The 26650-nt window shown below is 71.1% G+C and carries 19 protein-coding genes; 12 read left to right on the plus strand and 7 right to left on the minus strand.

The genetic code is table 11. From position 1 onward, the window contains the following. Nucleotides 1-99 precede the first annotated feature (99 nt). Nucleotides 100-3342 carry an NACHT domain-containing protein gene (locus ACFP2T_RS41500; protein WP_377432288.1) on the plus strand — a complete coding sequence of 1081 codons (3243 nt, stop codon included), beginning with the start codon at nt 100-102 and terminating at the stop codon, nt 3340-3342. Between the two features lie 21 nt (nt 3343-3363). On the opposite strand, the gene ACFP2T_RS41505 is transcribed toward ACFP2T_RS41500, so the two are convergent. Continuing rightward, nucleotides 3364-3540: a hypothetical protein gene (locus ACFP2T_RS41505; RefSeq protein ID WP_377432290.1), complete on the minus strand. Its 177-nt coding sequence runs from the start codon at nt 3538-3540 to the stop codon at nt 3364-3366. A 202-nt stretch (nt 3541-3742) separates the two neighbouring features. After that, nucleotides 3743-3832: a hypothetical protein gene (locus ACFP2T_RS41510; protein ID WP_377432291.1), complete on the minus strand. Its 90-nt coding sequence runs from the start codon at nt 3830-3832 to the stop codon at nt 3743-3745. Between the two features lie 212 nt (nt 3833-4044). Here ACFP2T_RS41510 and groL point away from each other — a divergent pair, with 212 nt between their 5' ends. Continuing rightward, nucleotides 4045-5616, plus strand: coding sequence for a chaperonin GroEL (gene groL, locus ACFP2T_RS41515; RefSeq protein ID WP_377432293.1), 1572 nt, complete (start codon nt 4045-4047; stop codon nt 5614-5616). 149 nt (nt 5617-5765) lie between these two features. Here groL and ACFP2T_RS41520 read toward each other — a convergent pair whose 3' ends face one another. After that, complete coding sequence (locus ACFP2T_RS41520; protein ID WP_377432294.1) at nt 5766-7004, minus strand: hypothetical protein; 1239 nt, start codon at nt 7002-7004, stop codon at nt 5766-5768. A gap of 200 nt (nt 7005-7204) precedes the next feature. On the opposite strand from ACFP2T_RS41520, the gene ACFP2T_RS41525 reads away from it, so the two are divergent. From ACFP2T_RS41525 to ACFP2T_RS41555, 7 genes are all read left to right on the plus strand, one after another. Beyond that, on the plus strand, nt 7205-8227 hold the full coding sequence (locus tag ACFP2T_RS41525) for a LacI family DNA-binding transcriptional regulator (protein WP_377432414.1): 1023 nt from the start codon (nt 7205-7207) through the stop codon (nt 8225-8227). Between the two features lie 42 nt (nt 8228-8269). After that, nucleotides 8270-9541, plus strand: a complete 1272-nt coding sequence (locus tag ACFP2T_RS41530) for a sugar ABC transporter substrate-binding protein (protein ID WP_377432295.1) — start codon at nt 8270-8272, stop codon at nt 9539-9541. A 2-nt stretch (nt 9542-9543) separates the two neighbouring features. Then, nucleotides 9544-10521: a carbohydrate ABC transporter permease gene (locus ACFP2T_RS41535; RefSeq protein WP_377432297.1), complete on the plus strand. Its 978-nt coding sequence runs from the start codon at nt 9544-9546 to the stop codon at nt 10519-10521. Nucleotides 10522-10527: 6 nt separating this feature from the next. Next, nucleotides 10528-11376 (plus strand): carbohydrate ABC transporter permease, encoded by an 849-nt coding sequence (locus ACFP2T_RS41540; protein WP_377432299.1) that lies wholly within the window; start codon nt 10528-10530, stop codon nt 11374-11376. Between the two features lie 65 nt (nt 11377-11441). Further along, nucleotides 11442-13037 carry a glucoamylase family protein gene (locus ACFP2T_RS41545; RefSeq protein ID WP_377432301.1) on the plus strand — a complete coding sequence of 532 codons (1596 nt, stop codon included), beginning with the start codon at nt 11442-11444 and terminating at the stop codon, nt 13035-13037. Further along, nucleotides 13034-14908, plus strand: coding sequence for a GH39 family glycosyl hydrolase (locus ACFP2T_RS41550; protein WP_377432303.1), 1875 nt, complete (start codon nt 13034-13036; stop codon nt 14906-14908). Before ACFP2T_RS41545 ends, ACFP2T_RS41550 begins: the two co-directional genes overlap by 4 nt. Nucleotides 14909-15065: 157 nt before the next feature. After that, nucleotides 15066-15971 carry a hypothetical protein gene (locus tag ACFP2T_RS41555; RefSeq protein WP_377432305.1) on the plus strand — a complete coding sequence of 302 codons (906 nt, stop codon included), beginning with the start codon at nt 15066-15068 and terminating at the stop codon, nt 15969-15971. Between the two features lie 117 nt (nt 15972-16088). Here ACFP2T_RS41555 and ACFP2T_RS41560 read toward each other — a convergent pair whose 3' ends face one another. The 3 genes from ACFP2T_RS41560 to ACFP2T_RS41570 form a co-directional block, all read right to left on the minus strand. After that, complete coding sequence (locus ACFP2T_RS41560) at nt 16089-18980, minus strand: AfsR/SARP family transcriptional regulator (RefSeq protein ID WP_377432307.1); 2892 nt, start codon at nt 18978-18980, stop codon at nt 16089-16091. 151 nt (nt 18981-19131) lie between these two features. After that, entirely contained in the window at nt 19132-20727 is a 1596-nt protein-coding gene (locus tag ACFP2T_RS41565; RefSeq protein WP_377432308.1) for an MFS transporter, read from the minus strand. Nucleotides 20728-20897: 170 nt separating this feature from the next. After that, nucleotides 20898-21491: a TetR/AcrR family transcriptional regulator gene (locus ACFP2T_RS41570; protein WP_377432309.1), complete on the minus strand. Its 594-nt coding sequence runs from the start codon at nt 21489-21491 to the stop codon at nt 20898-20900. A gap of 205 nt (nt 21492-21696) precedes the next feature. Between ACFP2T_RS41570 and ACFP2T_RS41575 the strand changes: the two genes are divergently transcribed. The 3 genes from ACFP2T_RS41575 to ACFP2T_RS41585 all read left to right on the plus strand — a co-directional run bounded on the left by ACFP2T_RS41575 (nt 21697) and on the right by ACFP2T_RS41585 (nt 25649). Further along, a complete protein-coding gene (locus tag ACFP2T_RS41575; protein WP_377432311.1) occupies nt 21697-23871 on the plus strand; it encodes an MMPL family transporter in 2175 nt (724 codons plus the stop codon). A 158-nt stretch (nt 23872-24029) separates the two neighbouring features. After that, nucleotides 24030-25121, plus strand: a complete 1092-nt coding sequence (locus ACFP2T_RS41580) for an NAD(P)/FAD-dependent oxidoreductase (RefSeq protein WP_377432313.1) — start codon at nt 24030-24032, stop codon at nt 25119-25121. 150 nt (nt 25122-25271) lie between these two features. Continuing rightward, nucleotides 25272-25649, plus strand: coding sequence for a nuclear transport factor 2 family protein (locus ACFP2T_RS41585; protein ID WP_377432314.1), 378 nt, complete (start codon nt 25272-25274; stop codon nt 25647-25649). A gap of 182 nt (nt 25650-25831) precedes the next feature. Here the strand turns inward: ACFP2T_RS41585 and ACFP2T_RS41590 are convergent, their stop codons facing one another. Then, complete coding sequence (locus ACFP2T_RS41590; RefSeq protein ID WP_377432416.1) at nt 25832-26476, minus strand: DNA alkylation repair protein; 645 nt, start codon at nt 26474-26476, stop codon at nt 25832-25834. Nucleotides 26477-26650: the final 174 nt, after the last annotated feature.

The raw sequence follows: 26650 nt of genomic DNA on the forward strand, positions 1-26650 counted from the left end.
GCCGGTGACCGCGGCAACGCGGTCCGGCGCGCGACCATCTCCGGTACGGCTCGTTCGTCCCACGTACCGCGGACGACCGCCAGCGGCGATAATCGTCGGATGCCCCGGCGGATGTGGCGGAGAGTCCTGTCCATCCTGGTGGTTTCCGCCGCCACCGCAGCGAGCGCGCTGGTCTGGTGGCGTTACGACTTCGAGAAGGTCAACTGGACCTGGGGCGTCGTCGCCGGAGTTGTCGGCACCTTTGTCGTGGTCCGGCAGATCCTGGGGGACCGGGACGCCGTCCGGGGCGCGCCCGCCGTGCGGCGCCGGGCCGTGGCCGAGCAACTGGCCGAACACGTCCGGCGTAGCCCTGTCGACGAGGCGCTGCTCAAGACCCTCGAAGAGCCGTACCCGTTGCCGGTGTCCTGGTCCAACGCGGTGGCGGACTACCAGCCGTCGTGGCGGACGATCTGCCGCTCCAGCGAGGGGGAGCCGCTCGACCTGTCCGGTCGGGACGGCGCCATCTACGACTCCTACCTGAGGGTTCCATCCGGCCGGATGCTGGTCCTCGGCTCGGCGGGATCGGGAAAGTCCATAATGGTCATGCGGCTGGCCCGCCGGCTGATCGCCGAACGTACGTCGGACGGCCCGATCCCGCTGCTGCTCTACGTCGCGTCCTGGGATGCCGCGAACCTGCGCTTCGACCACTGGATCGTCTCGCAGATCGCGAACCGGTACCCCCAGTTGTCGATGCTCCACCCGCGCTGGGCGGAGGCGGTGCGGGACCTGCTCAACGCCAACCTGATCCTGCCGGTTCTCGACGGTCTCGACGAGATGACCGAGGAGCGGGCAGCACTCTGCCTGCGGAGACTCAACGAGTTGCCGGCACAGCGGCTCGTCCTGACCTGCCGGAGCGGCTTCTACAACCGCTATCTCCAGCAGGGCGAGAAACTCCGCGGCGCGGCGGTGATCCTGATCGAACCCCTCGACCCGACGAAGGTCGCCAACTATCTCCAGGATGCCGCGCCGCTGAGCCAGGTCGCCAGGTGGCGGCCCGTGGTCGAGGAGATGACACGGGACGGGCGGAGCGATCTGGCCGAGGCGCTGTCCACGCCGCTGATGGTGGCGATGGCGCGGATCGCGTTCGACGAACGGGAGACTCCGGCCCAGGTCGATCCCACGCAGGTCGATCCTTCCCAGGTCGACCCGGACGACGACGATCCCGGGATTCTCGTCACCCTGGCCCGGGACGGTGGCCGGCAGGCGGTGGAGGAGGCACTGCTCAACGACGCCGTCGAGATCGCCATCCAGCCGTACCGGGAGAGTTGGTTGTCCAAGCGGTGGCCACCGGCGGCGACCCGGGAGTACCTGTCGTTCCTCGCCGGACACCTCGAAGCCCAGAACCAGCGCGAGTTCGTCTGGTGGCGACTGCCGAGTGAGGTTCCACGCCTGCTCTGGATGCTCTTCGACGGAGTACGCGTGGCAGTCGTCACCTGGATCACGCTCGCCCTCGCCGACGACGCGCTGCGCGCCATGGCGGCGGCGAGCGACGACTCCAGGCTGCGCGAGGCGCTGGGAGCCCTCAGCGACGGATCAACGTCGATCGTGGTGATGGCCGGAGTGATGGGCGCGACCCTGTCGCTGCTGGAGGAGCTCACCGGCCATCAGGGGGTGCCACCGGCCCGAATCGCCTTCCGGGGAGGCTTCCGGACTCTCGGCGGGGGCCTGCTCGACGGCTCGTTCGCCGGTGCCCTGGTGGCGGGCACCCTCTGGGCTGCGCTCCAGCTGTACGAGCGGGCCCGGGGCATCGTCTCCCTTCTGGAACCGTACGCCCTGCCGGTCGGATCGTGGTCGAGCGACAGCCGAGTGGTGGTAACGGTGGGACTGTTCGTCTGCGGCTACGTCGTCGTCCGGAACGCGCTCCGGGTCGACTTCGCCGCCCCGGCGGACTCGTTCACGGTGACCGAGCCGATCCGGGTGCTCCGGGCGGACCGGTCGGCGGCCCTGCTCGCCGTGCTGCCCGAGGTGGTCAGGGCGGTGGTCCTGGTGGTGATCCTGTTCACGGTCCTGTCCCGGTCGGAACTACTTCCTGCCGTACCGCTGGAGACTCAGGCCGTCGCGGGTCTCGGGGTCGGCATCGGGTGGTGGGTCCTGACCCTGTCCGGCAGCGCGTGGATCCGGTTCGTCGTCACCCGGCTGGTGTTGGCCGCGACCGGTCGGCTGCCGTACCGGTTGCTGGAGTTCCTGGCCGCTGTCGAATCCGTGGGCCTGGTGCGTGAGTTCGGTGGGACGTACCGGTTCCGTCATGACCGGCTGCAGAACCTGTTGGCGGTCCTCGGCGGGCGGCCACGGGCGGCCCGCTACCGGGAGGAGTTCGCGACCAACCTGGCCATGGTCGGCTACTGGGAAGAGGCCCTGGCCGAGTTCGGGAGCCTGCTCGCCGAGCGGGCGGGACGGGCCGGCTCGGACGAACTTCTCGCGGAGGCGCTCCGGAAGAGCGTCTTCGTCGGCTGCGCCGCCGGCCGCTGGTGGCGCACCGAGCAGCGCCTGCTGGCCGTCCAGGCGCTGTATCCGGCACCGGAGGTCCCGAACGCCCCGGCGGTGACGGCCAAGCGTCGGAAGATCTCGGAGCTGGTACGGCAGGGCGCCGCGCCGGACCGGTTGCTGGCGGCCTGTGACGAGCTGATCGAGGCGGAGGACGCCGCGGGCAGGCCCGAGCTGGCCTCGCGGGAGTTCCGGGCCACCCTGCACTACGTACTCGGTGACCTTGCCGGCGCGCGGGCCCAACTCGACGAGATGCCGGCCAGGGAGTACGGCGAGGACCTGCCGCATGCGATCCCGGTCGCCGCGGCGCTGCTGACCCGCATCGCGCTCGACGACGGGGCGGTCGACGTCGCGGTGGCCACCGGTCAGAACGAGCTGCTGCTGGCCGAGATCTCCCCGCGTCCGGTGGACATCGCCCGACTGGCCGAATCCTGGTGGTGGTCGGTCCAGGTGCTGGCCGGGACGGGGGACGAGTTGGCGGAGCAGTACCGGCGGCTGGGGGAGGCGGCGCGGCAGGCCGGGCGTGGCACGCGATGGCGGAAGGTCCGGTTGACCAGCCGTGAATGGGTCGAGATCGGGCTGCTCGTCTGCCGTTCCCGGATCAGGGATCCGATGCTGGGTGGTCTGGCGGCGGCCGTCGCCCGGGAACTGGTCGGGATCGTCAACACCCCGGACCGGTTCCTGCTGGCGGTCGACCGCAGCGCGGCGATGTGGTCGGATGGTGCCCTGCCGCCGCCCCGGCGCGACGAGGACGAGCCGCGAGAAGGCTGGCAAGGGCCGCTGCTCTCACCGCCCAGCGCTGTCCCCGCCATCGAGTGAGGGCTCGCGTGCCATCACCCGTCACTCGTGCCTCGGCTGCTCGGACCACCGCCATCCGTCGCGCAGCAGGTCCGCCGCGTTCGAGTGCCGCACGATGTAGACGTGGCGCCAGGTTCCCCGTCCGGCCAGGAAGAGCGGCCACAACACCGCCAGCGCGCGCAGCGCGGGATCGGGATCCGCTGCCGGTCGTGCGGCCACTCACGCCAGAGCGTCACGTACCGCCACTGGTCGGGTGGGCCCGCCTCCGCCTTGCAGTAGCTGCAGACCGAGTCGGACGGCACGGTGGCCTCCGATCTCCCCGACGGCCTCCTTTCAGGATATGGGGCGCCGCCACCAGATGATCGACTCGTGTGGCGGGCCGAGCCCGGATCCGGTTCGGGTCGTCAGGATGCGGTACAGGTCAGGGTGGGGAGCTGTTGGTGCCGTTCCAGGCCCCGAGGAAGCCGAAGCTCGTGCTGGCGCCCGCGCCGAGTGTGCCGTTGTGGGACACGTTGCTGGCGGTCGTCCTGTCCTGGGCCGGGACGGAAGATGATCTTCGTGTTCTTGCACTCTCCGGCGGCGGGTGCTACACCGTAGTTAGCACTCGCCACTCGCGAGTGCCAGCCGAATGGGATGAGCCCTCTGGTGGGGCGTACGCGTACGTCATCGCAGGTCGGTCCGACCAGTGCCGGACTCCGGCACGACGAGTAGAGGACGACGCAGATGGCCAAATTGATCGTATTCGGGGAAGACGCCCGTCGCGGGCTCGAACGTGGCATGAACGTCCTCGCCGACACGGTGAAGGTGACGCTCGGCCCGAAGGGCCGCAACGTCGTGCTGGACAGCAAGTGGGGCGTGCCCACGATCACCAACGACGGTGTCAGCATCGCCAAGGAGATCGAACTCGACGACCCGTACGAGAAGCTCGGCGCCGAACTGGTCAAGGAAGTCGCCAAGAAGACCGACGACGTGGCCGGCGACGGCACCACCACGGCCACGGTCCTGGCCCAGGCCCTGGTACACCAGGGGCTGCGCAACGTCGCCGCCGGGGCGAACCCGATCGCGCTCAAGCGCGGCATCGAGCAGGCCGTGGCCGCAGTGACCGAGGCGCTGCGCAACCAGGCCCAGGATGTCGAGACCAGGGAGCAGATCGCGGCCACGGCGTCCATCTCCGCCGCCGACTCCGGCGTCGGTGAACTCATCGCGGAGGCGATGGACAAGGTCGGCAAGGAAGGTGTCGTCACCGTCGAGGAGAGCAACACCTTCGGTCTGGAACTTGAGCTCACCGAGGGGATGCGGTTCGACAAGGGCTACATCTCGCCCTACTTCGCCACCGACACCGAACGGCTGGAAGCGGTTCTCGACGACCCGTACATCCTGCTCGTCGAGAACAGGATCTCGAACCTGACCGACCTGCTCCCGATCCTGGAGAAGGTCATCGAGGCCGGCAAGCCGCTGGTCATCATCGCCGAGGACATCGAGGCCGAGGCCCTCGCCACCCTGATCGTCAACAAGGTCCGTGGCACGTTCACCTCGCTGGCCGTCAAGGCACCCGGCTTCGGCGACCGCCGTACGGCCATGCTGGCCGACCTCGCCGTCCTCACCGACGCCCAGGTGGTCAGCGCCGCGGTGGGCCTCACGCTGGAGAACGTCACCCTCGACATGCTCGGCCGGGCCCGTCGGGTGGTCGCCACCAAGGACGAGACGACCATCGTCGACGGTGCCGGTGGCGCGGAGCAGATCGCCGGCCGGGTCGCCCAACTCCGTACCGAGATCGACCGGAGCGACTCCGACTACGACCGGGAGAAGCTCCAGGAGCGGCTGGCCAAGCTGGCCGGTGGCATCGCGGTGATCAAGGTCGGCGCGGCGACCGAGGTGGAACTCAAGGAGCGCAAGCACCGGATCGAGGACGCCGTCCGCAACGCCCGGGCCGCCATCGAAGAGGGCCTCCTGCCCGGGGGTGGCGTGGCACTGGCCAACGCCGCCGTCACGGCCTTCGACAAGCTCGACCTCGCCGATGACGAGGCCACCGGTGCGAACATCGTGCGACTCGCGCTGACCGCGCCGCTCAAGCAGATCGCCGACAACGCCGGTCTCGAGGGCGCCGTGGTGGCGGAGAAGGTCAGCTCACTCCCTCCCGGCCACGGCCTCGATGCCGCCACGGGCGAGTACGTCGACATGATCAAGGCCGGCATCGTCGAACCGGCCAAGGTGACTCGTTCGGCGTTGCAGAACGCCGCCTCGATCGCCGCGCTGTTCCTGACCACCGAGGTACTCATCGCCGACAAGCCGTAACCGTCCGGCGCCGGGATCGAACTCCTCGATCCCGGCGCTCGGAACGCGGGTCAACACACCCAGAAGTCGTCCGGCAGCGCCTCGACGTCCGACGCCGCCTGTTACCGCCGTCGGGTGACGGCGATACCGGGTTTACGTAGTCGCCGACGTCAATCCGACAGGAGCAGGACGTCGTCGACGACCGTCCTGGTGTCGGCGGCCACCACGACCGGATCCGCCGTCTCCGGCGACTGCTTGCCGGTCGCCCACTGCACCTGGGTGCCGGTCTCGTACCGCACCGAGTACGTGCCGGGCCAGACGGTCTTGAACCAGGTGCCGTCGTCGGCGGTGGTCGCCTGGAACTGCCGACCCCGCGAGGTGTCGTAGACGATCACGGCACTGCGGACCGAAGGCTGACCCGTGGCGTCGGTGAGCCGCCCGCTGACCAGCCCGGTAGACAGCTGTTGTTCGTGCAGGACCACCTCGGAGCCGACACCGACCTGCACCGGTCGGGTCGCGCTCTCCGACTCGGCCCCGCCGAGCCACTGGTCCAGCCCGGTGCCGGCCGGTACGACGAACCTGAGCCTGTACGAGCCCGGGTAGGGCCGCAGCCGGAAGACGCCGTCGGCGTCGGTCCAGTTGGAGACCGACTCCGCGGTGCTGGCCTGGGAGGTGGCGTAGACGACGACGTTTGGCACCGGTGCGCCGTCCCGGGTGAACCGTCCGGTGACGACGCCGGACGGGAACAGCCGCTCGTCCACGGTGCTGTGCCGACCGGGCGTGATGGTGACCGGGTCGGCCTCGGTGTAGCTGCGGCGCCGGTGCGCCCACTGGTTCGTGGCGCCGCGTTGGGCGGCGGCCACGGCGACCCGGAGTTGGTCGGTCGGTGGATAGTTGATCAGGTAGTTGCCGGCCTGGTCGGCCAGCACGGTGACGAGCGGGCCGCCGCCGGTGATCCGGTGCAACTCGATCCGGGCACCGGGCGCGGGGTCGCCCGCGTCGGTGCTGACGTGTCCGCCGAGCGTGCCGTGCGGCATCACCGACTCGTGGATCGTCGTCTCCGCACCGGCGACCACGGCGATCTGCGCCGCCGAGTCGAGCGCGGGTACGGCCGGATGGAACTGGACCAGGCCGCCGGGCAGCGCGAACCTCAGCACGTACGTCCGGGGCGGCACCTCGGGGATCCGGAAGGCGCCGGCCGCGTCGGTGCGGGTCTGCCGGACTCTCACACCGTACGGAAGCACCAGTAGTTCGACGGCCGTGTCGGCGACGGGGGTGGACCCGTCGACGAGCGTTCCGGCGACGCTGCCCGTGGTGACGGGATCGGCGGCAGCGGCGGTGACCGGGGCGAGGGCCAGGACGAGTCCGATGCTGAGGGCGCGGGCGAGGCGACGAGTCTGGATCCGCATGAGGAGCCTCCCGGCAAGCACGGTGACAGTACTTAGAATAGATGGATATCGATTGACGCGGTGATCGTCGCCGGCCCGGCGTACGGCCGAATCCCCGATTGGGGGAGCGCCGGGTCGAATGCCCGAAGGCGCGGATGAGGAAAAGCGGGATCGCCATCGTTTGTGGTCGATCGGCGTGGGGTAAGGCGCCCGGCGTGGCAATGAAAGCGCTTTCAAAGCCAAAGCCGGTCACCATCTACGAGGTGGCCCGGCACGCCGGCGTCTCGATCGCGACGGTCTCCCGCGCGCTGCGCGACTCCACTCTGGTCACCGAGGCGACCCGGGCCCGGGTCAGGGCGGCGGTCGAGGAGCTGAACTTCACCCCGAACCAGCTCGGCCGATCCCTCGCCGAGGGCCGGCACGCGGCCAACGGGATCGTCTTCCCGGACCTGGTCGGTCCCTACTACGCCGAGGTCGTCCTCGGCTACGAGGAGGTCGCCTCCGAACTCGGCCGGAGCGTGCTGATCCTGGCCACCTCCGGGCGCCGCGACGCCACCGCCGCCGTGCTCGACCTCGCCCGCCGGGTCGACGGCATGGCGATCATCGCCAACGCCGTGCCGGACGACGTCGTGACCGACATCGCCGCCACCGGGTTACCCGTGGTGCTGCTGGCCCGCCAGCCGGTCCGGGGCATCGACACGATCCGGACCCGCAACGACCGGACCGCCGCCGAACTCGCCGCGCACCTCGCCGCGCACGGCCACCGGCGGATCACCTTCCTCGGCGACCCGGACCGCTCGTCCGATGTCGCCGGTCGGCTCGCCGGACTCCGTACCGGCCTGCGCGCCGCCGGCCTGCCCGAACCGGCGGCGGTGCGGTGCGCGCTGGACGTGGCGGCCGGCGAGGCAGCCGCCATCGAACTGCTGGCCGGATCCGACCGCCCCGACGCCGTCGTCTGCGCCAACGACGAGGTGGCGCTCGGGGCGCGGCTCGCCGCCGAGGCCGCCGGACTGCGCGTACCGGAGGACCTGGCGGTGACCGGATGGGACGACGTGCTCGCCGCCCGGTTCACCGGCCTGACCACCGTCCGGCAGCCGATGCGCGACCTGGGCGCGGTGTCCGCGCGCTGGCTGCACCACCGCATCACCGAGCGAACCACGGATGGCACGCCCGTGCCGGCCCGACGCCGGGTCCTGCCCACCCGCCTCGTCGTCCGGCGCAGCTGCGGCTGCCCGGCCTCCTGAGGCGACACCCCCACCACCCGAAACCACCCCCGGAGGTACGAGATGAGAAGCCATCGGCGGCTCGCCGTGGCGGTCGCCGCCGCGACGGTGATCGCGCTCGTCGGCTGCGGCCGCGACTCCAGCGACGGTCAGGAGGGGGCCCGGTCCGTCAGCGACGGCAAGGCCACCGGCGAGATCACCGTCTGGGCCATGGGTACCGAGGGCGAGAAGCTCGGTGCCTTCGCCCAGGACTTCATGACCGAGAACCCCGACGCGAAGGTGACCGTGACGGCGGTGCCGTGGGACGCCGCGCACCAGAAGATCGCCAGCGCCATCGCCGGCAGGCAGACGCCGGACGTGTCGATGATCGGCACGACCTGGATGGGTGAGTTCGCCAAGACCGGAACGCTCGACCCCACCCCGACGGACCTGTTCGACCGCGCCAGCTTCTTCCCCGGCGCCTGGGACACCACCGTCGTGGACGGCACCTCGTACGGCGTCCCCTGGTACGTCGAGACCCGGCTGATCTTCTACCGGAAGGACCTCGCCCAGCGGGCCGGCATCACCGAACTGCCACGCAGTTGGGAGGAACTGACCGCCTTCGCCACGGCACTGAAGCAGAAGGCCGGCGCCGAGTCGGGCCTCTACCTCCAGCCGGGCGGCACCGGAAGTTGGCAGTCGTTCCTGCCGTTCGCCTGGTCCAACGGGGCCAACCTGGTCGACGGCGACCGGCTCACCCTCGACACCCCGGAACTGACCGAGGCCGCCGCGTACTACCGGTCGTTCTTCGTCGACAAGCTCTCCACCACCACCGACCTCGGCCTACAGGGCTCGCTGGAGCAGAGCTTCGTCGACGGCAAGACCGCCGCGTTCATCTCCGGCCCGTGGCACGTCGGGCTCCTCGCCGAACAGGGCGGCCCCGGCTTCACCGAGAAGTTCGGCGTGCTGCCGATGCCGCGCCGGAAGTCGGCGACCTCGTTCATCGGCGGCAGCGACCTCGCCGTGTTCTCCGATGCCAAGAACCGCGACGGCGCCTGGAAGTTCGTCTCCTGGCTCAGCCGCCCGGAGGTGCAGGTCAAGTGGTACCAGACGGTCAAGGACCTGCCGGCGGTGCAGCAGAGCTGGCAGGACCCGGGCCTGACCGGTGATCCGTTCCTGTCGGCCTTCGGCGAGCAGCTCAAGGACGCCAAGTCGCCGCCGCCGATGGCCACCTGGGAGCAGATCGCGGCGGTGATCGACGCCGAGGTGGAGCGGGTGGCGAAGTCCGGCACGGATCCGGCCGCGGCGGTCAAGGCGATGCAGGAGCGAGCCGGCAGCGTCGGCACCGGGAGCTGACGATGGCGACGGCTCCTGCGACGACGCCGACGACGACGGGACCGGCCGCGCCGGCCGGCAGGTCCCGTCCCGGCCGGACCGCTCCGGCGACCGCGGCCCGGGGCCAGCGCCGACGTCGGGCACTGACCGGCTGGGCCTTCGCCGCACCGTTCACCGTGCTGTTCGGGCTCTTCCTGGCGATTCCGGTGGTCGCGTCGCTGGTGATGAGCCTGACCGACCTGCGCTCGACCGACCTGCGTACGCCGCTGCGCGTCGACTTCGTCGGCCTGGAGAACTACGCCCGGCTCTTCACGGACGACCTGTTCCTGCGTGCCGCGCTCAACACCGGCGTCTTCGTACTGGTCGGAGTGCCGTTGACGATGGTGCTCGGGCTCGCCGCGGCCAGCGCGCTCAACTCGGGGCTGATCCGGCTGCGCGGGCTGTTCCGGGTCGGCTTCTACCTGCCGGTGGTCACCAGCATCGTGGCGATCGCGGTGGTCTGGCGGCTGGTGCTCGACCCCGAGGCCGGACTGGTCAACGCACTCCTGCGGCTGGTCGGCGTCGACGGCCCGAACTGGCTCGGCGACAGCGGGCTGGCGCTGCCGTCGATCACCGTGATGGCGGCCTGGCGCAACTTCGGCTTCCTGATGGTGGTCTTCCTGGCCGGTCTACAGACCATCCCGGCCGACCTGTACGAGGCCGCCCGCCTCGACGGAGCGAGCCGCTGGGACCAGTTCCGGTACGTCACCCTGCCGCTGTTGCGCCCGACGCTGCTCTTCGGCGCCGTGGTCACCGGCATCGGCTATCTCCAGCTCTTCGAGGAGCCGTTCGTGATGACCCGGGGCGGGCCGCTGTCGTCCACGCTCTCGGTCTCGTACCACATCTACAACCAGTTCGGGTTCGGCAACTACGGCTACGCGGCGGCGGCGAGCTACGTGCTCTTCGTCTCGATCGTCGCGCTCTCCGTTCTCCAGTTCCGGCTACTCCGTTCGAGGGACTGATCCGCCATGACCACCCTCCAGGCACCACTGCGCGGGCGCGACCGGATCGCGCGGCTGGTGCTCTACGCCGTACTCGTGGCCGGTCTGCTCGCGGTCGTCGGGCCGTTCCTCTGGATGCTGCTCTCCTCGCTGAAACCCGAGCCGGAGATCCGGCAGGTGCCGGCGACCTGGCTGCCGGAGACGTTCACCCTGGCCAACTACCGCGAACTCTTCGACCGGCTCGACTTCCCCCGGTTCTTCGCCAACTCGGCGCTGGTGGCGGTCCTGGTGACCGTCGGCAACCTCTTCTTCTGCTCGCTGCTCGGCTACGCCCTGGCGAAGCTGCGCTTTCCCGGCCGGCGGGCCCTGTTCCTGCTGGTGCTCGGCACCCTGATGGTGCCCGGGATGGTCACCTTCGTGCCGCAGTTCGTGCTGGTCAGCAACATGGGCCTGGTCAACACGTACGCCGGGCTGGTCCTGCCGTTCCTCGCCGGGCCGTTCGGCGTCTTCCTCATGCGGCAGTACCTGCTCTCCATCCCGGACGACCTGATCGAGGCGGCCCGGGTGGACGGTGCCGGCGAGTTCCGGATCTTCTGGCGGGTGGTGCTGCCGCTGTGCCGCCCGGCGCTGGCGACGCTCGGCATCCTCACCTTCCTGTCGACCTGGAACAACTTCCTCTGGCCCCTCGTCGTCGCGACCACGGAGGAGAAGTACACGCTGCCGGTGGCGCTCGCGCTCTACAGCGTCGGGCAGGGCCGGATCGACTTCGGCCTGCTGCTCGCTGGCGCGGTCGTCGTCGTCCTGCCGGCACTGGTGGTCTTCCTCGTGCTGCAACGGCACTTCCTTCGCGGCATCGCCACCACCGGACTGAAGTAGGCCATCGGACTCAAGTAACGCGACCGGACCCAGGTAACGCGACACCGGACCCCCGTAGGAGAGTCATGCGACGTCTGCTCGTACCCGTCATCGCCCTCGTCCTGCTGCTACCCGGCGCCGTCCCGGCCACCGCCGACCCCGCTCCGGTCGGCGGCGGTGCCGACCAGCGTGCGCTGCGCGGCTACGCCGTCGACACCTGGCGGTCGATGGTCGCCATGGTCGACCCGGGCACCGGCCTGCCGGCCGACAACATCGGCGGCGACCTCGCCGCCGCCACCCGCTCCACCTACACCTCGCCGACGAACATCGGCGGCTACCTCTGGTCGACGGTGGTCGCCCGCGACCTGCGGCTGATCTCGACCCGGGAGGCGACGAGACGGGCGGCGGCCACCCTGGCGACGCTGGCCCGGCTGCGCCAGCACACCGACTCGGGCATGTTCTACAACTGGTACGACCCGCGCAGCGGCGACGTGCTGACCGTCTGGCCGGAGGACGGCAACCCGGTCACCCCGTTCCTGTCCAGCGTGGACAACGGCTGGCTCGCCGCCGGCCTGCTGGTGGCCCGCAGCGCCCTGCCGGAGCTGCGCGCCGAGGTCGACGCCGTGCTCGCACCGATGGACTTCGGCTTCTTCTACAACCCGGACGCCAAGGGGGCCGGCCTGCCCGGCCTGATCCGGGGCGGCTTCTGGGACACCGCGCCGCCCGGCTGCTCGGTGGTGGGCAACTACCGCGACCGTGGGCCCGACGTCTGGTACACCTGCAACCACTACGACATCACGGTCACCGAACCACGGATCGCCAGCTACCTCGGCATCGCCTTCGGGCAGATCCCGCCGGAGCACTACTTCGCGACCTGGCGCACCCTGCCGGACACCTGCGACTGGTCCTGGGCCGAGCAGAAGCCGGTCGGCTTCCACACCTCCCACCTCGGCGTACCGGTCTTCGAGGGCGCGTACCGGTACCAGGGCATCCAGTTCGTGCCGAGCTGGGGCGGGGACATGTTCGAGGCGTTGATGCCCGACCTGTTCGTGCCGGAAGACCGCTGGGGGCCGCGCAGTTGGGGTCGCAACCACCCGGCCACCGTCGCCGGCCAGATCGCGCACGGGATGACCGACGCCCGGTACGGCTACTGGGGCTTCTCGCCCGCATCCGACCCGTTCGGCGGGTACCGGGAGTGGGGCGTGGACGCGATGGGCATGGACACCCTCGGCTACGCCTCCGACGTGGAACGCGCCAACTACGACGCCGGGTTCGGCGAGTGCCGCCCGGCCGGCCCGCAGCCGTCGTACGGCGACGGGGTGGTGACCCCGCACGCGGTCTTCCTGGCGCTGCGCTACGCACCCCGGGAGGCGGTACGGAACCTGGCCCGGCTCCGCGCCGACTTCGACGTGTACGGCAGCGGCGGCTTCTACGACGCGGTCGCGGTCCGCAGCGGCACCGTCGCCCGCCGGTACCTCGCCCTCGACCAGGGCATGATCATGGGGGCGCTCGGCAACGAACTGGCCGACGACGACGTCCGAAAGGCGTTCGTCACGCCGCAGTTCGAACGGGCGATCCGGCCGCTGCTGGCGATGGAGACCTTCAACGTGCCCGCCCGGCAGGACCTGCCGATCGGGCAGGACTCGGCCGACGCACCGGCGACCACCCGGGAGGGACGATGAGCGTGGGCAACCTCGCAGAGCAGGCGCGGCAGCGCTGGGTCGAACTGATGGGGGCCGGTGGGGCGCAGGACCGGGCGTCGGGGGAGGCGGTCGCCGCCGACCTGCCCCCGGTGACCGGGCTGACCACCCTCGCCGGCCGGGGCCAGACCACCGTCGACTGGGATCCGGTGCCCGGCGCCATCGGGTACGCCGTGCACCGCGCCACCGTCGCGACCGGCCCGTATGAGGTGGTCGACCACGGTGGCGGGGACGTGCTGGCGGTGCCGCACCCGCCGTACGCCGACACGACCGGGGAGCCCGGCCGGGAGTACTGGTACGCGGTGGCGCCGCTCGCCACCGTCAACGCGATGGGTCCACTCTGTCCACCGGTCCCCGGTGGTTCGGTGGCCGCCGAACCGGGTGCCGCGCCGCCGGCTGTCCACGTGTCGGTGGCCGCCGACGGCGACACCGGGCCGCTGCACCGGCCCTGGCGGGCGATGGTCGGCTCGGAACACCTCAGCCACCTGCTCTGCGCCGACCTGAGCGGCGGTCGACCGATCGGGACCGAACTGCGCGAGGCGCTGCGCCGGGTACACGACGAACTCGGCGTCTCCTCGGTACGGGCGCACGCCATCCTCGGCGACGACCTCGGGATCTACCGGGAGGTGGACGGCGAGCCCCGGTACGACTTCAGCCGGCTCGACCGGGTCTACGACACCGTGCTGGAACTGGGCATGCGTCCGGTCGTCGAGTTGGGCTACATGCCGCGTGACCTCGCCAGCGACCCGTCCCGTACGGTCTTCGCCTACCAGGCGGTGATCTCCCCGCCGAAGGACTGGGACCGCTGGGGCGACCTGGTCCGCGCCACCGTCACCCACCTCGTCGACCGGTACGGCCGCGCCGAGGTCGTCCACTGGTTCTTCGAGGTGTGGAACGAGGCCAACCTCTCGGTCTTCTGGGCCGGTTCTCCCGAGGAGTACTGGCGGCTCTACCGGGTCACCGCGGCGGCGGTGAAGGAGGTAGATCCGGAGATCCGGGTCGGCGGGCCGGCGACGGCGGCGGTCGGTTGGATCGACGACCAGCTCGCCGTCGACGCACCTGTCGACTTCCTCTCCACCCACGTCTACGGCAGCCCGCCGCTCGACCTGCGTCCGCTCGCCGCCGCGCACGGCCGTACCGACCTGCCACTGCTCTGGACCGAGTGGGGGGTCACCGCGACCCACGGCAGCGACGTCAACGACACCGTCTTCGCCGCGACGTTCCTGCTCCGGGGCATGCGCTCGGCCTCGGGGCGGCTCGACGCGCTGGCCCCGTGGGTCGCCTCCGACCACTTCGAGGAGTTGGGACGGCCGCCCCGGTTGCTGCACGGCGGCTTCGGGCTGCTCACCGTCGGCAACCTCGCCAAGCCGAAGTTCTGGGCGCTGGCGCTGGCGCAACGGCTCGGCGACACCGAACTGCCGGCGACGCTCGTCGGCGACGGCGCCCGGAGCCTGGTCGAGGCGTGGGCGGCCCGCGCCGCAGACGGCACGGTCGGTGTCCTGTGCTGGAACGGGACGCTGGACCACTCCCGGGCCGACGGTGCCGCCGAGCTGGACCGGACGGTCACCGTCCGGGTCTCCGGACTGCCCGGCCAACGGTACGAGCTGCGGCGGTGGCAGGTGGACGCCGGTCACTCCAACGTCGCCGCCCGCTGGCGCGAGCTGGGCGGCGACGCGGACTGGCCGGACGAGGAGCAGTGGCGGGCGCTGGCCGAGGCGGACCGGCTGGCCGAGGCGGAGCCCCGGTACGTCGAGCCCGCCGACGGTGAGCTGACGGTCGAGTTGACGCTGCCGATGCCGGGCATCCACCATCTCGAACTGCGTCACCTGGCCGACGACCCGGGGGGAGCCTGACCAGCGACTTTCCTTGCCGGTCATCGGACGAAGGAGCCGCGTCGATGCCATCGGCGCGGCGATTTCACCGCCACCGAAACATCGCCGAAACCCCGACCGCGACCGTGGTCAGCAGTTGCCGGGCCGCCCGATGGCCCGGACCGAGAGGGGATTCACGATGAACCGAACACAACGGTGGTTCGCTCTGGCCGGTGCCGCCGCGATGGTGCTGGCGGCCCAGGTCGGGGCCCAGCTTGCTGGCGCCGCCCCGGCCGCCGCCGTGACCGGAATCGAGAAGGTGACCTCGCCGCTGTCGGCGATCGACTCGCAGCCGACCCACACCGCGCGGGCCGAGTGCCCGGCGGGCAAATGGGTCACCGGCGGCGGGGGATGGGCCTTCTCGGTGGGGGCCGCGGACAGCGCCAAGGTGACGCTGGTCCAGTTGCGGCCGGAACACCGTACCGACGGGACCCGGGACAGCTTCGTGGTCACGGGTTCGGAGACCACGGCGTCGATGACCGGTGACTGGTGGGTGCAGGCGTACGCCATCTGCGCCAGCCCCTCCGGCCTCTCCGGGTACAGCCTGGTGACCACCCTGAACTCGGCGACCTCGTCGCCGGTCGAGGTGGAGGCACAGGCCGACTGCGGGTCCAGGCGGGCCATCGGCGGCGGTGCCCGGATCGTCAACCCGGGCCGGGACGTCGCGCTACAGGTGGCCCGGGCCTCCGGCAGCGGCAACATCTTCCGGGCTGCGGCCCACGAGGACGCGGACGGCTACGCCGGCAACTGGACCGTCAACGCGTACGCGGTCTGCGTGAACCAGCCCGCCGGCTACCAGGTGGTCACCACCCCGTCGGCGCAGAGCGACTCGGAGTCGGAGAAGATCGCGTTCGCGCAGTGCCCGGCCGGCAAGCGCGTGCACGGGGCGGGTGCGGCGATCTCCGACACCGCGCCGGGCGGGGTGTCGTTGCAGGTGGTGTACCCGTCCAACGCCCTCGACGAGGTCGAGGCGTTCGCGGTGGAGAACACCCCGGTCAGCCAGGATTGGGACTTCATCGTCGCCCAGGCGATCTGCGCCACCTGACCGGCCCCGATGTCCCTCGATCACCGTTGGCCGGCCGGTACCCGCGGGTGCCGACCGGCCAACGGTCGTTGCTGCCTGGCGGAACAGGCGGTAGTCCCTGCCTGGCGGAACAGGCGGCTATCGAACCCAGGGGTGCGCGTGCTGGACGGCGGGCTGCCGCTGGTCGAGCAGGTGCCGGCGGACCCGGTCGGCGTCCGGGTGGCCCATCTCGTCCAGCAGCGTGAGGGCGCGCTTCCACGTCTGGTTCGCGGCACGGACCTCGCCCCGGGCACGGAGGGCCTCGCCGAGGCAGGTCAGGGTCTCGGCCTCGCCGGCCCGGTCACCGACGTCGCCGAAGAGGTCCAGCGCGCGCCGGCAGGCGGCGATCGCGTCCCGGTACGCGCCGGCGGCGTACTCCAGGTAGCCGAGGCTCTGCCAGTTCGTGGCCGCCCCGTGCCGGTTGCCGATCTCGTCGTTGAGCCGTAGGGCCTGCCGGCACAGGGCGCGGGCCTGGTCGTGGTCGCCGAGGCGGGTCAGCATGCAGGCGATGTTGTTCAACGCGCGGGCCTGTCCCGTGAGGTGCCCCGCGTCCCGGTACAGGTCGAGCGAGCGTTGATCGTGGTGCAGCGCCTCCATGTCCCGACCCTGCTGCTCCAGGATCCGCGCGATGTTCACCTGCGTCTGCGCCTGGTTGGCGCGGTCGCCGACCGCGACGAACAGCTCCAGCGCCCGAGCGAGCTGGGCGCGGGCCTGGTCGAGCTGGCCGAGCTGGGTGTGGGCACGGCCCAGGTTCCGGTGTACGTGTGCCTGCGCCGCCTCGTCACCGATCCGGCACGCCGCCTCCAGGGCGGTACGTTGCACGGCCACCTGGTCGTGCCAGTACCCGCGCAGGTTGAAGAAGCTGGTCAGGCTCCAGGCCAGCTCCCAGGTGTACCGTTCGAACCCGGTACGGCCCGCCCAGTCGACCAGCGCGTGCAGGATCTGGTGCTCGGTGCGCAGCCACGTCATCGCCTCGGCCCGGTCGGCGAGCGGCTCGGGCCCGGCACCGGGTACGGGCTCGGCCAGCACGATCGGGTCCCGGTGTGGGTACAGCAGCCGATCGGCGGCGTACGCGGTGTGCAGGTAGTGGTCGAGCAGCCGGTTCGCCGCCGCCCGCCGGTCCGGGGCGGCCTCCTCGACGTCGGCCTGTTCCGTGGCGTACGCCCGCAGCAGGTCGTGCATGACGTAGCGCCCCGGCGACCGTTCGGTGAGCAGGTGCGCCTGCGCGAGTTCGGTCAACAGCCGGCGCGCCGCCGTAGCGGGGGAGCCCGCCATGCTGGCCGTGGCCGGTACGCCCACCTCGGGCCCGGGATGCAGCCCGATCAGCCGGAACAGCCGCGCGGCGGCCGGGCCGAGCGCCCGGTACGACCAGGAGAAGACCGCCCGGACGTCCGCCGCCGGCTCGCCACCGTCGAACGGGTCGAGGCTGCCCCCGGCCGTCCGCAGCTCGGCGACCAGGTCGGCGAGGCGGAAGCCCCGCTGGGCGGCGGCGCGGGCGGCCACCACCGCCAGCGCGAGTGGCAGTCGCGCGCACCGGGCCACCATCTCGTCGATCGCGGCGCTCTCGTCCGCCACCCGGTCGGCACCCAGCCGTCGGGCCAGGAAACGGCGGGCCTCGGGCAACGTGAACAGGTCGAGCGTCACCGCACGGGCGCCGTCGATCGCGACCAGGCCGCCGAGCTGGTTCCGGCTGGTCACCACCGTCGCGCAGCCGGGTGCGCCGGGCAGCAGGGGGCGGACCTGGGCGGCGTCGCGGGCGTTGTCGAGTACGACGAGGACCCGTCGGCCGGCGACCAGGCTGCGGTAGAGCGCGGTCTGCGCGGCGAGCCCGATCGGTACGCGCTGCGCCGGCACACCGAACGCGTCCAGGAACCCGCGTACGGCCTCGGCCGGGCCGACCACCACACCGTCCGGGTCGAAGCCGCGCAGGTTGACGTAGAGCTGCCCGTCGGGGAAGCGCTCGGCCGTCCGGTGTGCCCAATGCAGGGCGAGCGCGCTCTTGCCGACCCCGGCGGAGCCGGACACCACCGTCGTACCAGCGGAATCCGGGCCGGGTTCGAGCAGCGCGTCCAGTTCGGTCAGCTCGTACTCCCGACCGGTGAACGCGGACGGCGCCGCCGGCAGTTGGCGCGGCGCCGACGCCGACGGAGGTGTGGTCGTGGCCGTGGGGGCGGGTTCGGCCGGACCATGCCCCCGGCCCGGCGCCGCCGTGGCCTCCAGCGCCGGGTCGTTGGTGAGAATCTGGTGGTACAGCCGTTGCAGCGCCGCCGCCGGGTCCATGCCCAGGTCCTCGGCCAGCCGGGACCGGACGTCCTGGTAGTGCCGCAGCGCGTCGGCCTGCCGTCCACAGCGGTACAGCGCCGTCATCAGCTGTCCGGCGATCCGTTCGTCGAACGGATGCTCGGCGGCCCGCGCGGCCAGCTCGCCGAGGAGTTCGGCATGCCGGCCGCCGGCCAGGGCCAGGTCCACCAGATCGAGTACGGCGGCCAACCGCTCGGCCGCGAGCGCGGTACGGACTCCGGTCAGCCAGGGCGTGTCGAGCGTTCCGAAGGGCTCGTCCCGCCACAGGGACAGGGCCCGCTCCAGCAACGCCGCCGGGCTCTCGGCCCCGCCCGGGTACGTCCCGCCGCCTGTGCCGCCGCCCCGGGTTGCCGACCGTGCTCGGGTGAGCAGCCGGTGGAACCGGTGCAGGTCGACCGCGTCCGGGTCCACGGTCAGCAGGTAGCCGTCGGACCGGCGGAGGATCGTCACGTCGCCGTTCTGTCCGAGCAGCCCACGCAGCCGGGACACGTACCCGGACAGGGCGTTGCGGGCGCGCTGCGGGCGCTGGTCGCCCCACACCCGGTCCAGCAGCCGGTCAGCCGGTACGACCCGGTTGGCGTCGACCAGCAGCGCCACCAGCACGCACTGTTGCCGCGCGTGGCCGAGATCGACCGATCGGCCGTCGACCCGCGCCCGTACGTCGCCGAGCAGCAGTAACTCCACCGCCATTGCCGGCCGCACCCCCTGACCCGGGTCACCAGCGGTGACGCCGTGCTAGCAGAATGCCGTAGCGCACCGCCGCCGAGCAGCCAATTTCACGACTGGTGGACGCGGGAGCGGGCGATCCGCACGTTTCCCGGAATCGCCCGGCAAACGAGGGCTACCAGTGGGTCGTGGCCGCGGGATCGCGGTTCCAGACCTCGTGCAGGCCGGCGCCACCCGCCGGGGTGTAGGAGACTCGCAGCACCCGGTCGGCGCGCAGATAGCTGGAAAGCTCGGCGGCGACACCACTCAGCTCCGCCGTCGGTGTGACGGCGATCGCCACCTCACCGGCTTCGACGGACTCGCCGAGCGGCGCCGCGAGTGAGCCGAGCGTCCCGGCGTGCGGTGCGACACCGACGCCCACGACGCTGTGCCGGGGCAGGCGGTCACGCAGCCCGACCACCAGGACATTGGCGCTCGGCCAGAGCCGCGCGGGCTCGTCGGATCCGTAGACCACGACCAGTTCGTCGCTCGCCGCCAGTTCGGCGAGCCGGGCCACCACCGCCGCCGCGCCGAGGTGGGTCTCCGCCTCCCCGACGACCGCTACCGTCATCGCCGTCGGACCGGGCTCCGGCTCGAACCGTACGGCCAGTCCCATCCCGATGCGCAGGCCGTGCGCCCGTACGTAGAGCGCCCCGATGAGCAGCATCGCGGCAAGCAGGATCCACGCCGTGGCGTGGGACTGGCTTACCCGCTCCGCACCGGCTATCAGCGCAGCGGGCACCAGTGCCCCGAGGGCCGCCGCAGCGCCGGTGGCCCCCATCACCGCACCGACACTGTCCGCCCGTGCCGCTTTGCCGATCAATGCGAGCAGCGCCCCGCTGGCCACGCCGTCGCACACGGCTATCGCCCCGATCACCAGCACCGTCAGCCGCTGCGGGTTCATCGCCGCGACGAGACACAGGCCGGCGGCAACGGTGTAGCAGACCATCAGCAGTTGCGGGGTGGGTTGCCGATCGGTCCACCATCCGCCAAGCAGCCGCGCGGTGGCCCCCAGCCCCACCATCGCCCCGGTGACCGCCAGGGCGTGGAACCATTCCATGTGGAACGCCGTGGCCAGGTACACCGGCAGATACACCGCGATCGCCACGACACCGCCGAGCGCGAGCGCGTACAGCACCGACAGCGAGGTGGCCGAGGCCAACCTGGTCATCTCGACGCATGTTCTCAACGGGGAACGGACGCGGTGTGCGGCGACCGGGTCCCGGAAGACGAGCGCGGCCAGCCCGGCGAAGACCACCAGCGACACACCGAGCACCAGAGCGGCCCGCCGCCCGTCGGAGCCGAGGCCCCGGGACGCGGCGGAGATCACCACGGCGACCACCGTCCCGAGACTGAACACTCCCAGGGCCAGGCCGCGCCGGCCGTACGGAACTGTTCTCGACACGAGTGATCCACCCACGACCAGCGCGGCGCCCGCGAGCCCGGCCGCGCTGCCGAAGGCGACGACGGCCGGCAACGACTCGGCGAGCCCGAGTCCGAAGACCGCGGCCGCGCCTGCCAGGCTGACCACGGGAAACATCACCCGCGCGCCGTACCGGTCGGTCAGCACCCCCACCGGCAGGCGGGCCAGCGCCGCCACCAGTAACGGCAGCGCCATCAGGAGGACGTAGTCCCGGAGCCCGACGTCGAACCGCTCGTGGAGGTGTGGGCCCAGCAGGATCCAGGCCCTCAGGTTCAGTCCCAACCCCACCGTCGCCAGCGTCAGCGTCACTGCCGCACGCGGCGGCCATGGCGACCGTGCACCTGGCAGGCGCGACTCCTGGGCGACGGACACCATCACCTAACCGATCCGCGTTGTGATCAACTGCCGGTAGCCACGCTACCGCTGGAGTCACCTATCGTGCACTCCGTGTTAAGGACTTCGCTACCCCCGAACGGCCGCTAGAGCCCCGGTCGCCCCGCCGTGCCGGTGGTCGGGTCGGCCTGTGTCAGGCCGAGCACGGCGGCGGCCGCGTCGAGCAGTGTGGCGCGCAGTTCGGCCTGCGGCACGCTGGGCAGCATGACCGCGGAGGCGAGCGCCGAGTTGAGTACCTCGGTGGCGGCGAACGCCCGGACCAGGTCGGCCTGACTCGGTTCCGGACCGGCCAGCCAGGCGTTCATCCGGGTGCCCAGTTCCTTCGCCTCCACCAGGACCGGCCCGACGGCGGTGAGCAGGGCGGGTACGTCCCGCGCGAAGAGGGCACAGGCCTCTCGGTGCCGCAGCAGGGTGTTCAGGCACTCGCCCAACGCGTCGCGGACGTGCTCGGGCGTGTGCGGCACCGCCTCCAGACGCTCGACCATCATCCGCCAGTCCCGCAGGAGCGGCTCGACGATGGCAACCAGCAGCGCCTGCTTCGAGGGATGGTGGTAGTACAGCGAGGCCTTGGTGATGCCCACCCGGTCGGCGATCTCACGCAGGCTGGTCTGCTCGTAGCCGTGCGCGGTGAACAGCTCCAGCGCGACCGCCCTGATCCGTTCCTTGGTGTCCTCGACCATGGCTCGATCCGCCCTCCCTCGCGGCCGATGATCTTAACGCGAACTCAACGCTTTCTCAGCGTGCTCACAGTGCGGCCTCCGCAGGATGTCCACAGGGGAAGTCACGTGCCCGAAACTCACGGGCCGTATTCTCAGAGCGTATCTACCTGCCGGCAGGTAGGCGTCTACCTGCCGGACGGTAAGGAGCATCGACAGAGGGGGAGTCATGTTCGAACGGTTGGGGCGCTACGTCGTCCACAATCCGTGGAAGGTCATCATCGGTTGGGTGCTGGCCGCGGCCGCGATCGTCATCTTCGCGCCCAGTCTGTCCGACGTCACCAACACCGACCAGGCGAACTTCCTGCCGGGCAGCTACGAATCGATCAAGGCGCAGGAGTTGGCCGAGACGTCCTTCGCCCAGGCCAACGACTCGAGTGCCACGATCGTCGTCCGGCGCACCGACGGCCAACCGTTGACCGACTCCGACCAGACGACGGTCGGCGCGCTCGCGCAGAAGATCCAGTCGGCGACCATCGAACGAGTCACCGGGGTGGCGACCGGCCCGCAGGCGCTGTCGCCCAACAAACAGGTGCAGCTGGTCAGTGCCGGGATCGAGGGCATGCCGGACGACCCGAAGGTGCTCGACGCGGTCCAGCAGATCCGCGACGTCGCGAAACCCGCGATCGACGGTACGCCGCTGACCCTCTCGGTCACCGGCGACGTCGCCATGCAACTGGACAACCAGGACGCCTTCGAGACCGCCTTCCTGATCGTCGGCATCGCGACCGTGGTCCTGATCATCGCGCTGCTGTTGCTCATCTACCGCAGCCCGATCGCCGCGCTGCTGCCGATCGTGACCGTCAGCGTGGTCAGCGCCATCTCCCCCGGGCTGATCGCGCTGGTGGCCAAGGCCACCGATCTACAGGTCGACCAGTCATTGCAGATCATCCTGACCATCGTCCTGTACGGCATCGGCACCGACTACATCCTGTTCCTGCTGTTCCGCTACCGCGAGCGACTGCGCGACGGCGACGACCGCAAGGCTGGCCTGGTCACCGCCGTCGCCCGCGTCGGCGAGGTCATCGCCTCGGCAGCGGCGGCCATCGTCATCGCGTTCATGGCGCTGCTGCTGGCGGTCTTCGGCGCCTTCAAGAGCCTCGGGCCGGCGCTGGCCATCGCGGTGGTCGTCATGGCGTTCGCCGCGGTCACCCTGGTGCCGGCGGTCGTCTCGCTGCTCGGCCCGAAGGTCTTCTGGCCGTCCAAGTCCTGGCAGCGCACGCCGAAGGGCAGCGCGTTCCGGGGCATCGGCCGGTTCGTGGGGCGGCGCCCCGTCGTCGTGGCGCTCGCCTCCGGCGGCGTGATGGTGGCACTCGCGTTGGGCTCCTTCGGCATGAAGGCCGACTACGACCAGACCGCCCAGTTGCCGGAGGACACCGAATCCTCGCAGGGCTTCCGGGACCTCCAATCAGGGTTCCCAGCCGGAGCGCTCAACCCGACCATCGTCTACGTCCGCAGCGACGACGGCCAGCGGCTCGACGCGGCGGTGGTGGAGGGGTTCGCCCAGCGCCTCAGGCAGGTGCCGGGCGTCGGCGGAATCATGCCGGCCGGTCAGTCCGGTGAGTCGGCCGGGATGAGTCAGGACGGTACCGCCGCACAGATCAGCCTGCTGCTCGCGGACAGCCCGTACTCGAACGAGGCGCTGGACCTCGCCGGCGACAAGCTACGCGACGTGGCCCATGCCGAGGCTCCGCCGGGCACCACGGCACTGGTGGGCGGCGCCACCTCGATCTTCGCCGACGTCCGGGACGCCAATGACCGGGACCTGCGGGTGATCTTTCCCGTGGCGGCCGCACTGATCGCGCTGATCCTCGGGCTGATGCTGCGCAGCATCGTCGCGCCGGTCTATCTCATGGTCACGGTGGTGCTGGGCTTCTTCAGCACGCTGGGCGCGACGGTGCTGATGTTCCAGGGCATCGGCGACCGGCCCGGACTGTCGTTCATGTTGCCGACGATCCTCTACCTGTTCGTCGTGGCGATCGGCACCGACTACAACATCCTCATGATCGCCCGACTGCGGGAGGAGGCACGGCTCGGCAACGACCCACGTACGGCGGCCCAGTTGGCCGTCGAACACGGCGGCCCGTCGGTCGGCGCGGCCGGGTTGATCCTCGCCGGCACGTTCGCCTCGATGATGCTGGGCGGCGTCGCGTTCCTGTCCGAGATGGGCTTCGCGGTCGCCATCGGCATCGGCATCTCGGCATTCGTGATGTCGATGTTCCTGGTACCGAGTCTGACCGCGCTGCTGGGCCACGCGGCCTGGTGGCCGGGGCACGGCGACGTGCCCGGCGACGAGGAACTTCCCGCTGACGACCGCTCGCCGGTCGGCGCCGCCGCGAGCTGAGCGCAGGGAAGGGCACCCCGCTGTGCGCGCACGGCGAGGTGCCCTTCCCTGGCCTGCGGTGTCAGAGCCGTGCACGCCAGGCAGGACCTGGGGAAGTTGCGTGAAGGTGTTGTGACAGCGGGCGCCTGCCGGCCCTGGCGCCGCTACCTTCGGCGGCTATGGAGACCGTGGACGTACTCGTCGTCGGTGCCGGCCTCGCCGGTCTGCACACCGCACGGCTACTGGCAGTGCAGGGGCATGACGTGCTCGTCGTCGACCGCCGACGCACCCTCGACTCGGGTATCCGCACCACAGGCATCTTCGTCCGCCGTACCCTCGAAGACTTCGCACTGCCGGCCGAGCATCTCGGGCCGCCGATCCGCCGGGTCCTGCTCTACCCGCCGTCGCTACGGCGGCCGGTCGAGCTGACCAGCTCGCGCGACGAGTTCCGGGTCGCCGACATGGCCGGCATCTACGCCCACGCGCTGGCCCGCGTCAGGCAGGCCGGTGCGCGGGTGCACCTCGGCGTCTCCTACCCGGTGGACGGCGTTGCCGCCCGCTTCACCATCGGCGCGGACGGCGCCCGGTCGACGGTCGCCCGCCGGCTCGGGCTCGACGTCAACCAGCATGTCATCGTGGGCGTCGAAGAGGTGTTCCCGGTGGCCGACGGCGACGAGCCGCCGACGTTCCACTGTGTGATCGATCCCCGGCTCGCCCCCGGCTATCTCGCCTGGGTCATCGACGACGGGCGACACGCCCACGTCGGGCTGGCCGGGCGGCCGGAGCGGCTCGCCGGCCCGCTGCCCCGGCTGCTGCGTACCTTCGGCCAGTCCTTCGGCGAGTTGCCGGCCCCGACCGGCCCGGTACGACGCCGTGGCGGACCGATCCCGGTCGGCGGTGTGCTGCGCCGGCTCGTCTGCCCCGAAGGGCTGCTCGTCGGCGACGCGGCCGGTGCGGTGTCACCGCTCACCGCCGGTGGCCTCGACCCGTGCCTGCGCCTGTCGGAGGTGGCTGCCGCGGTGACCGACGACTACCTGCGCACCGGGGACGTGTCGGTGCTGCGGCACTACGACGGGGCGGCGCTACGGGCACGTTTCCGGGGTCGGCTGCTGATGCGTCGTGCCCTGTCCGGTGTACGGTCCCCGGCCGTTACCGACGCCGCGTTCACGCTGCTGCGAACGGTGCCGGGGCGAGCCGCCGCGTCACGTGTGTTGTTCGGCGACGGCTCGTTCCCCGACCTCCGGCCCAACTGGGAGACGGCCACGGCCTGAGCCGCACGTCCGGCACGGCCACTGCTTCGCTGGTCCGCACCGTCAAGGAGGCCGCCGACCTCAGTACGCTGAACGCCGAAAATGCCGAGGACCCGTCCGGAGCGGCGTCCCCTGAGATAGCGTCGGTCCCTGGATCAGGAGGGCGCCACGATGCCGGACACCGAACGCGAGGCCGCGCTGCTCGATGCGGAGCGTCGTCTCCAGGCCGCCCAACGGGCCGGGGACGTCACCGCACTGGACCAGCTGCTCGACGACAACCTGATCGCCATCGGCCCGGACGGAGGCCGGTACACCAAGCAGGACGACCTGGCCGCCCACCGCAGCCGGACCTCGGTGATCGAGGACCTGGTGGAGGAGGAGTTGGACTTGGTCGTCGAGGGCTCCACCGGGGTCACGTTCTTCCTCGGCCGGGTGACCGGGGTGTTCGACGGCTCGCCCGTCGCGGCCCGGCTTCGGTACACCCGGACCTGGACCTACGACGACGCGTGGGGCTGGCGGATACTCGCGGCGCACATCAGCCCTGCTTGAGTCGGGGCGGACGTGCGGGCACCGGCAAGCCACCATCCTGGCCGCCGACTCGTCCGAGTCCCTACTCCGGTGCTTGTGGGTACGTCTCCGGGTGCGTTGCGCTTCGGCTCGATCGCCGACGTCCGTCGATCGGGTTGCCGCGCTCCGAGAGGATAGCGGCGCGAGCGTGGGCGTAGGCCTTCCTACTTGGCGTGCTGTCGGCGCACCATCTCGGTGATCCAGATCGGCGCGAACGGAGACGTGCAGCCTGGAGAAGTGGGGTAGTCCTTGAGCACTTCGAGGCGCTCGCCGATGCCGATTGCGCGGACGCGGTGCTCGGGGTGCTCGATCCCGATCTGAGCCAGGCAGTGGTTCATCGCCCACTGCAGGCGATCCGGGGCGTCTCTCATCTCCGCCTCGATGACGTCGAGCAGTCCCGCGAGGTCGAGGCCCTCGGGCTTCCTGGCCACGCGTTCCGTGGTCAGCGCCCACCCGGCACTCGCGACCACCGGATCCGGATCGGCGGACCAGGCCAGGCGCAGCTCCTCGGAGTGCGGGTTCTTCTTCACCACGTAGTTCACGAGCCAGTCGTGCACCTTGGGAGTACGTGCGTCGCGCAACATGACGTCCAACTCGTCACGCTCGAACGCCTTCGGGCGGCAGATGAGGATCGCCAGCAGTCTTGCCGCGGTGTCAGTCGTCTTCCAGAGCTGGCGCGCGAGTTCCTGCTGCGTCTTCAGCCGCTTCGCGATCGCGCGGAGCATGCTGAGGTTCACACCGTGGTCGTCGCCGTGTTTCTTGTTCACCTCGCGTGTCTTCGGGTCCTCGATCGCGGCCAGCTCGGTCATCACCTCGGCTACCGTCGTCCCGGTCACCTCAGCCTCCTGCCCGTCACGTGTGAGCTTCAGCCTACGAGGAAAGCATCATGAACCGGGTGGGCAGCAAACGCATGTTCAAGCCCTCTATCCGCCGGTCGCCCACTTGTCTCATCAAGGTAGGACCGTGGTCCCTGGCCAGGCTTC

It is taken from the genome of Plantactinospora solaniradicis, assembly GCF_042658085.1.
In the GTDB taxonomy this organism is placed as follows: Bacteria; Actinomycetota; Actinomycetes; order Mycobacteriales; family Micromonosporaceae; genus Plantactinospora; species Plantactinospora solaniradicis.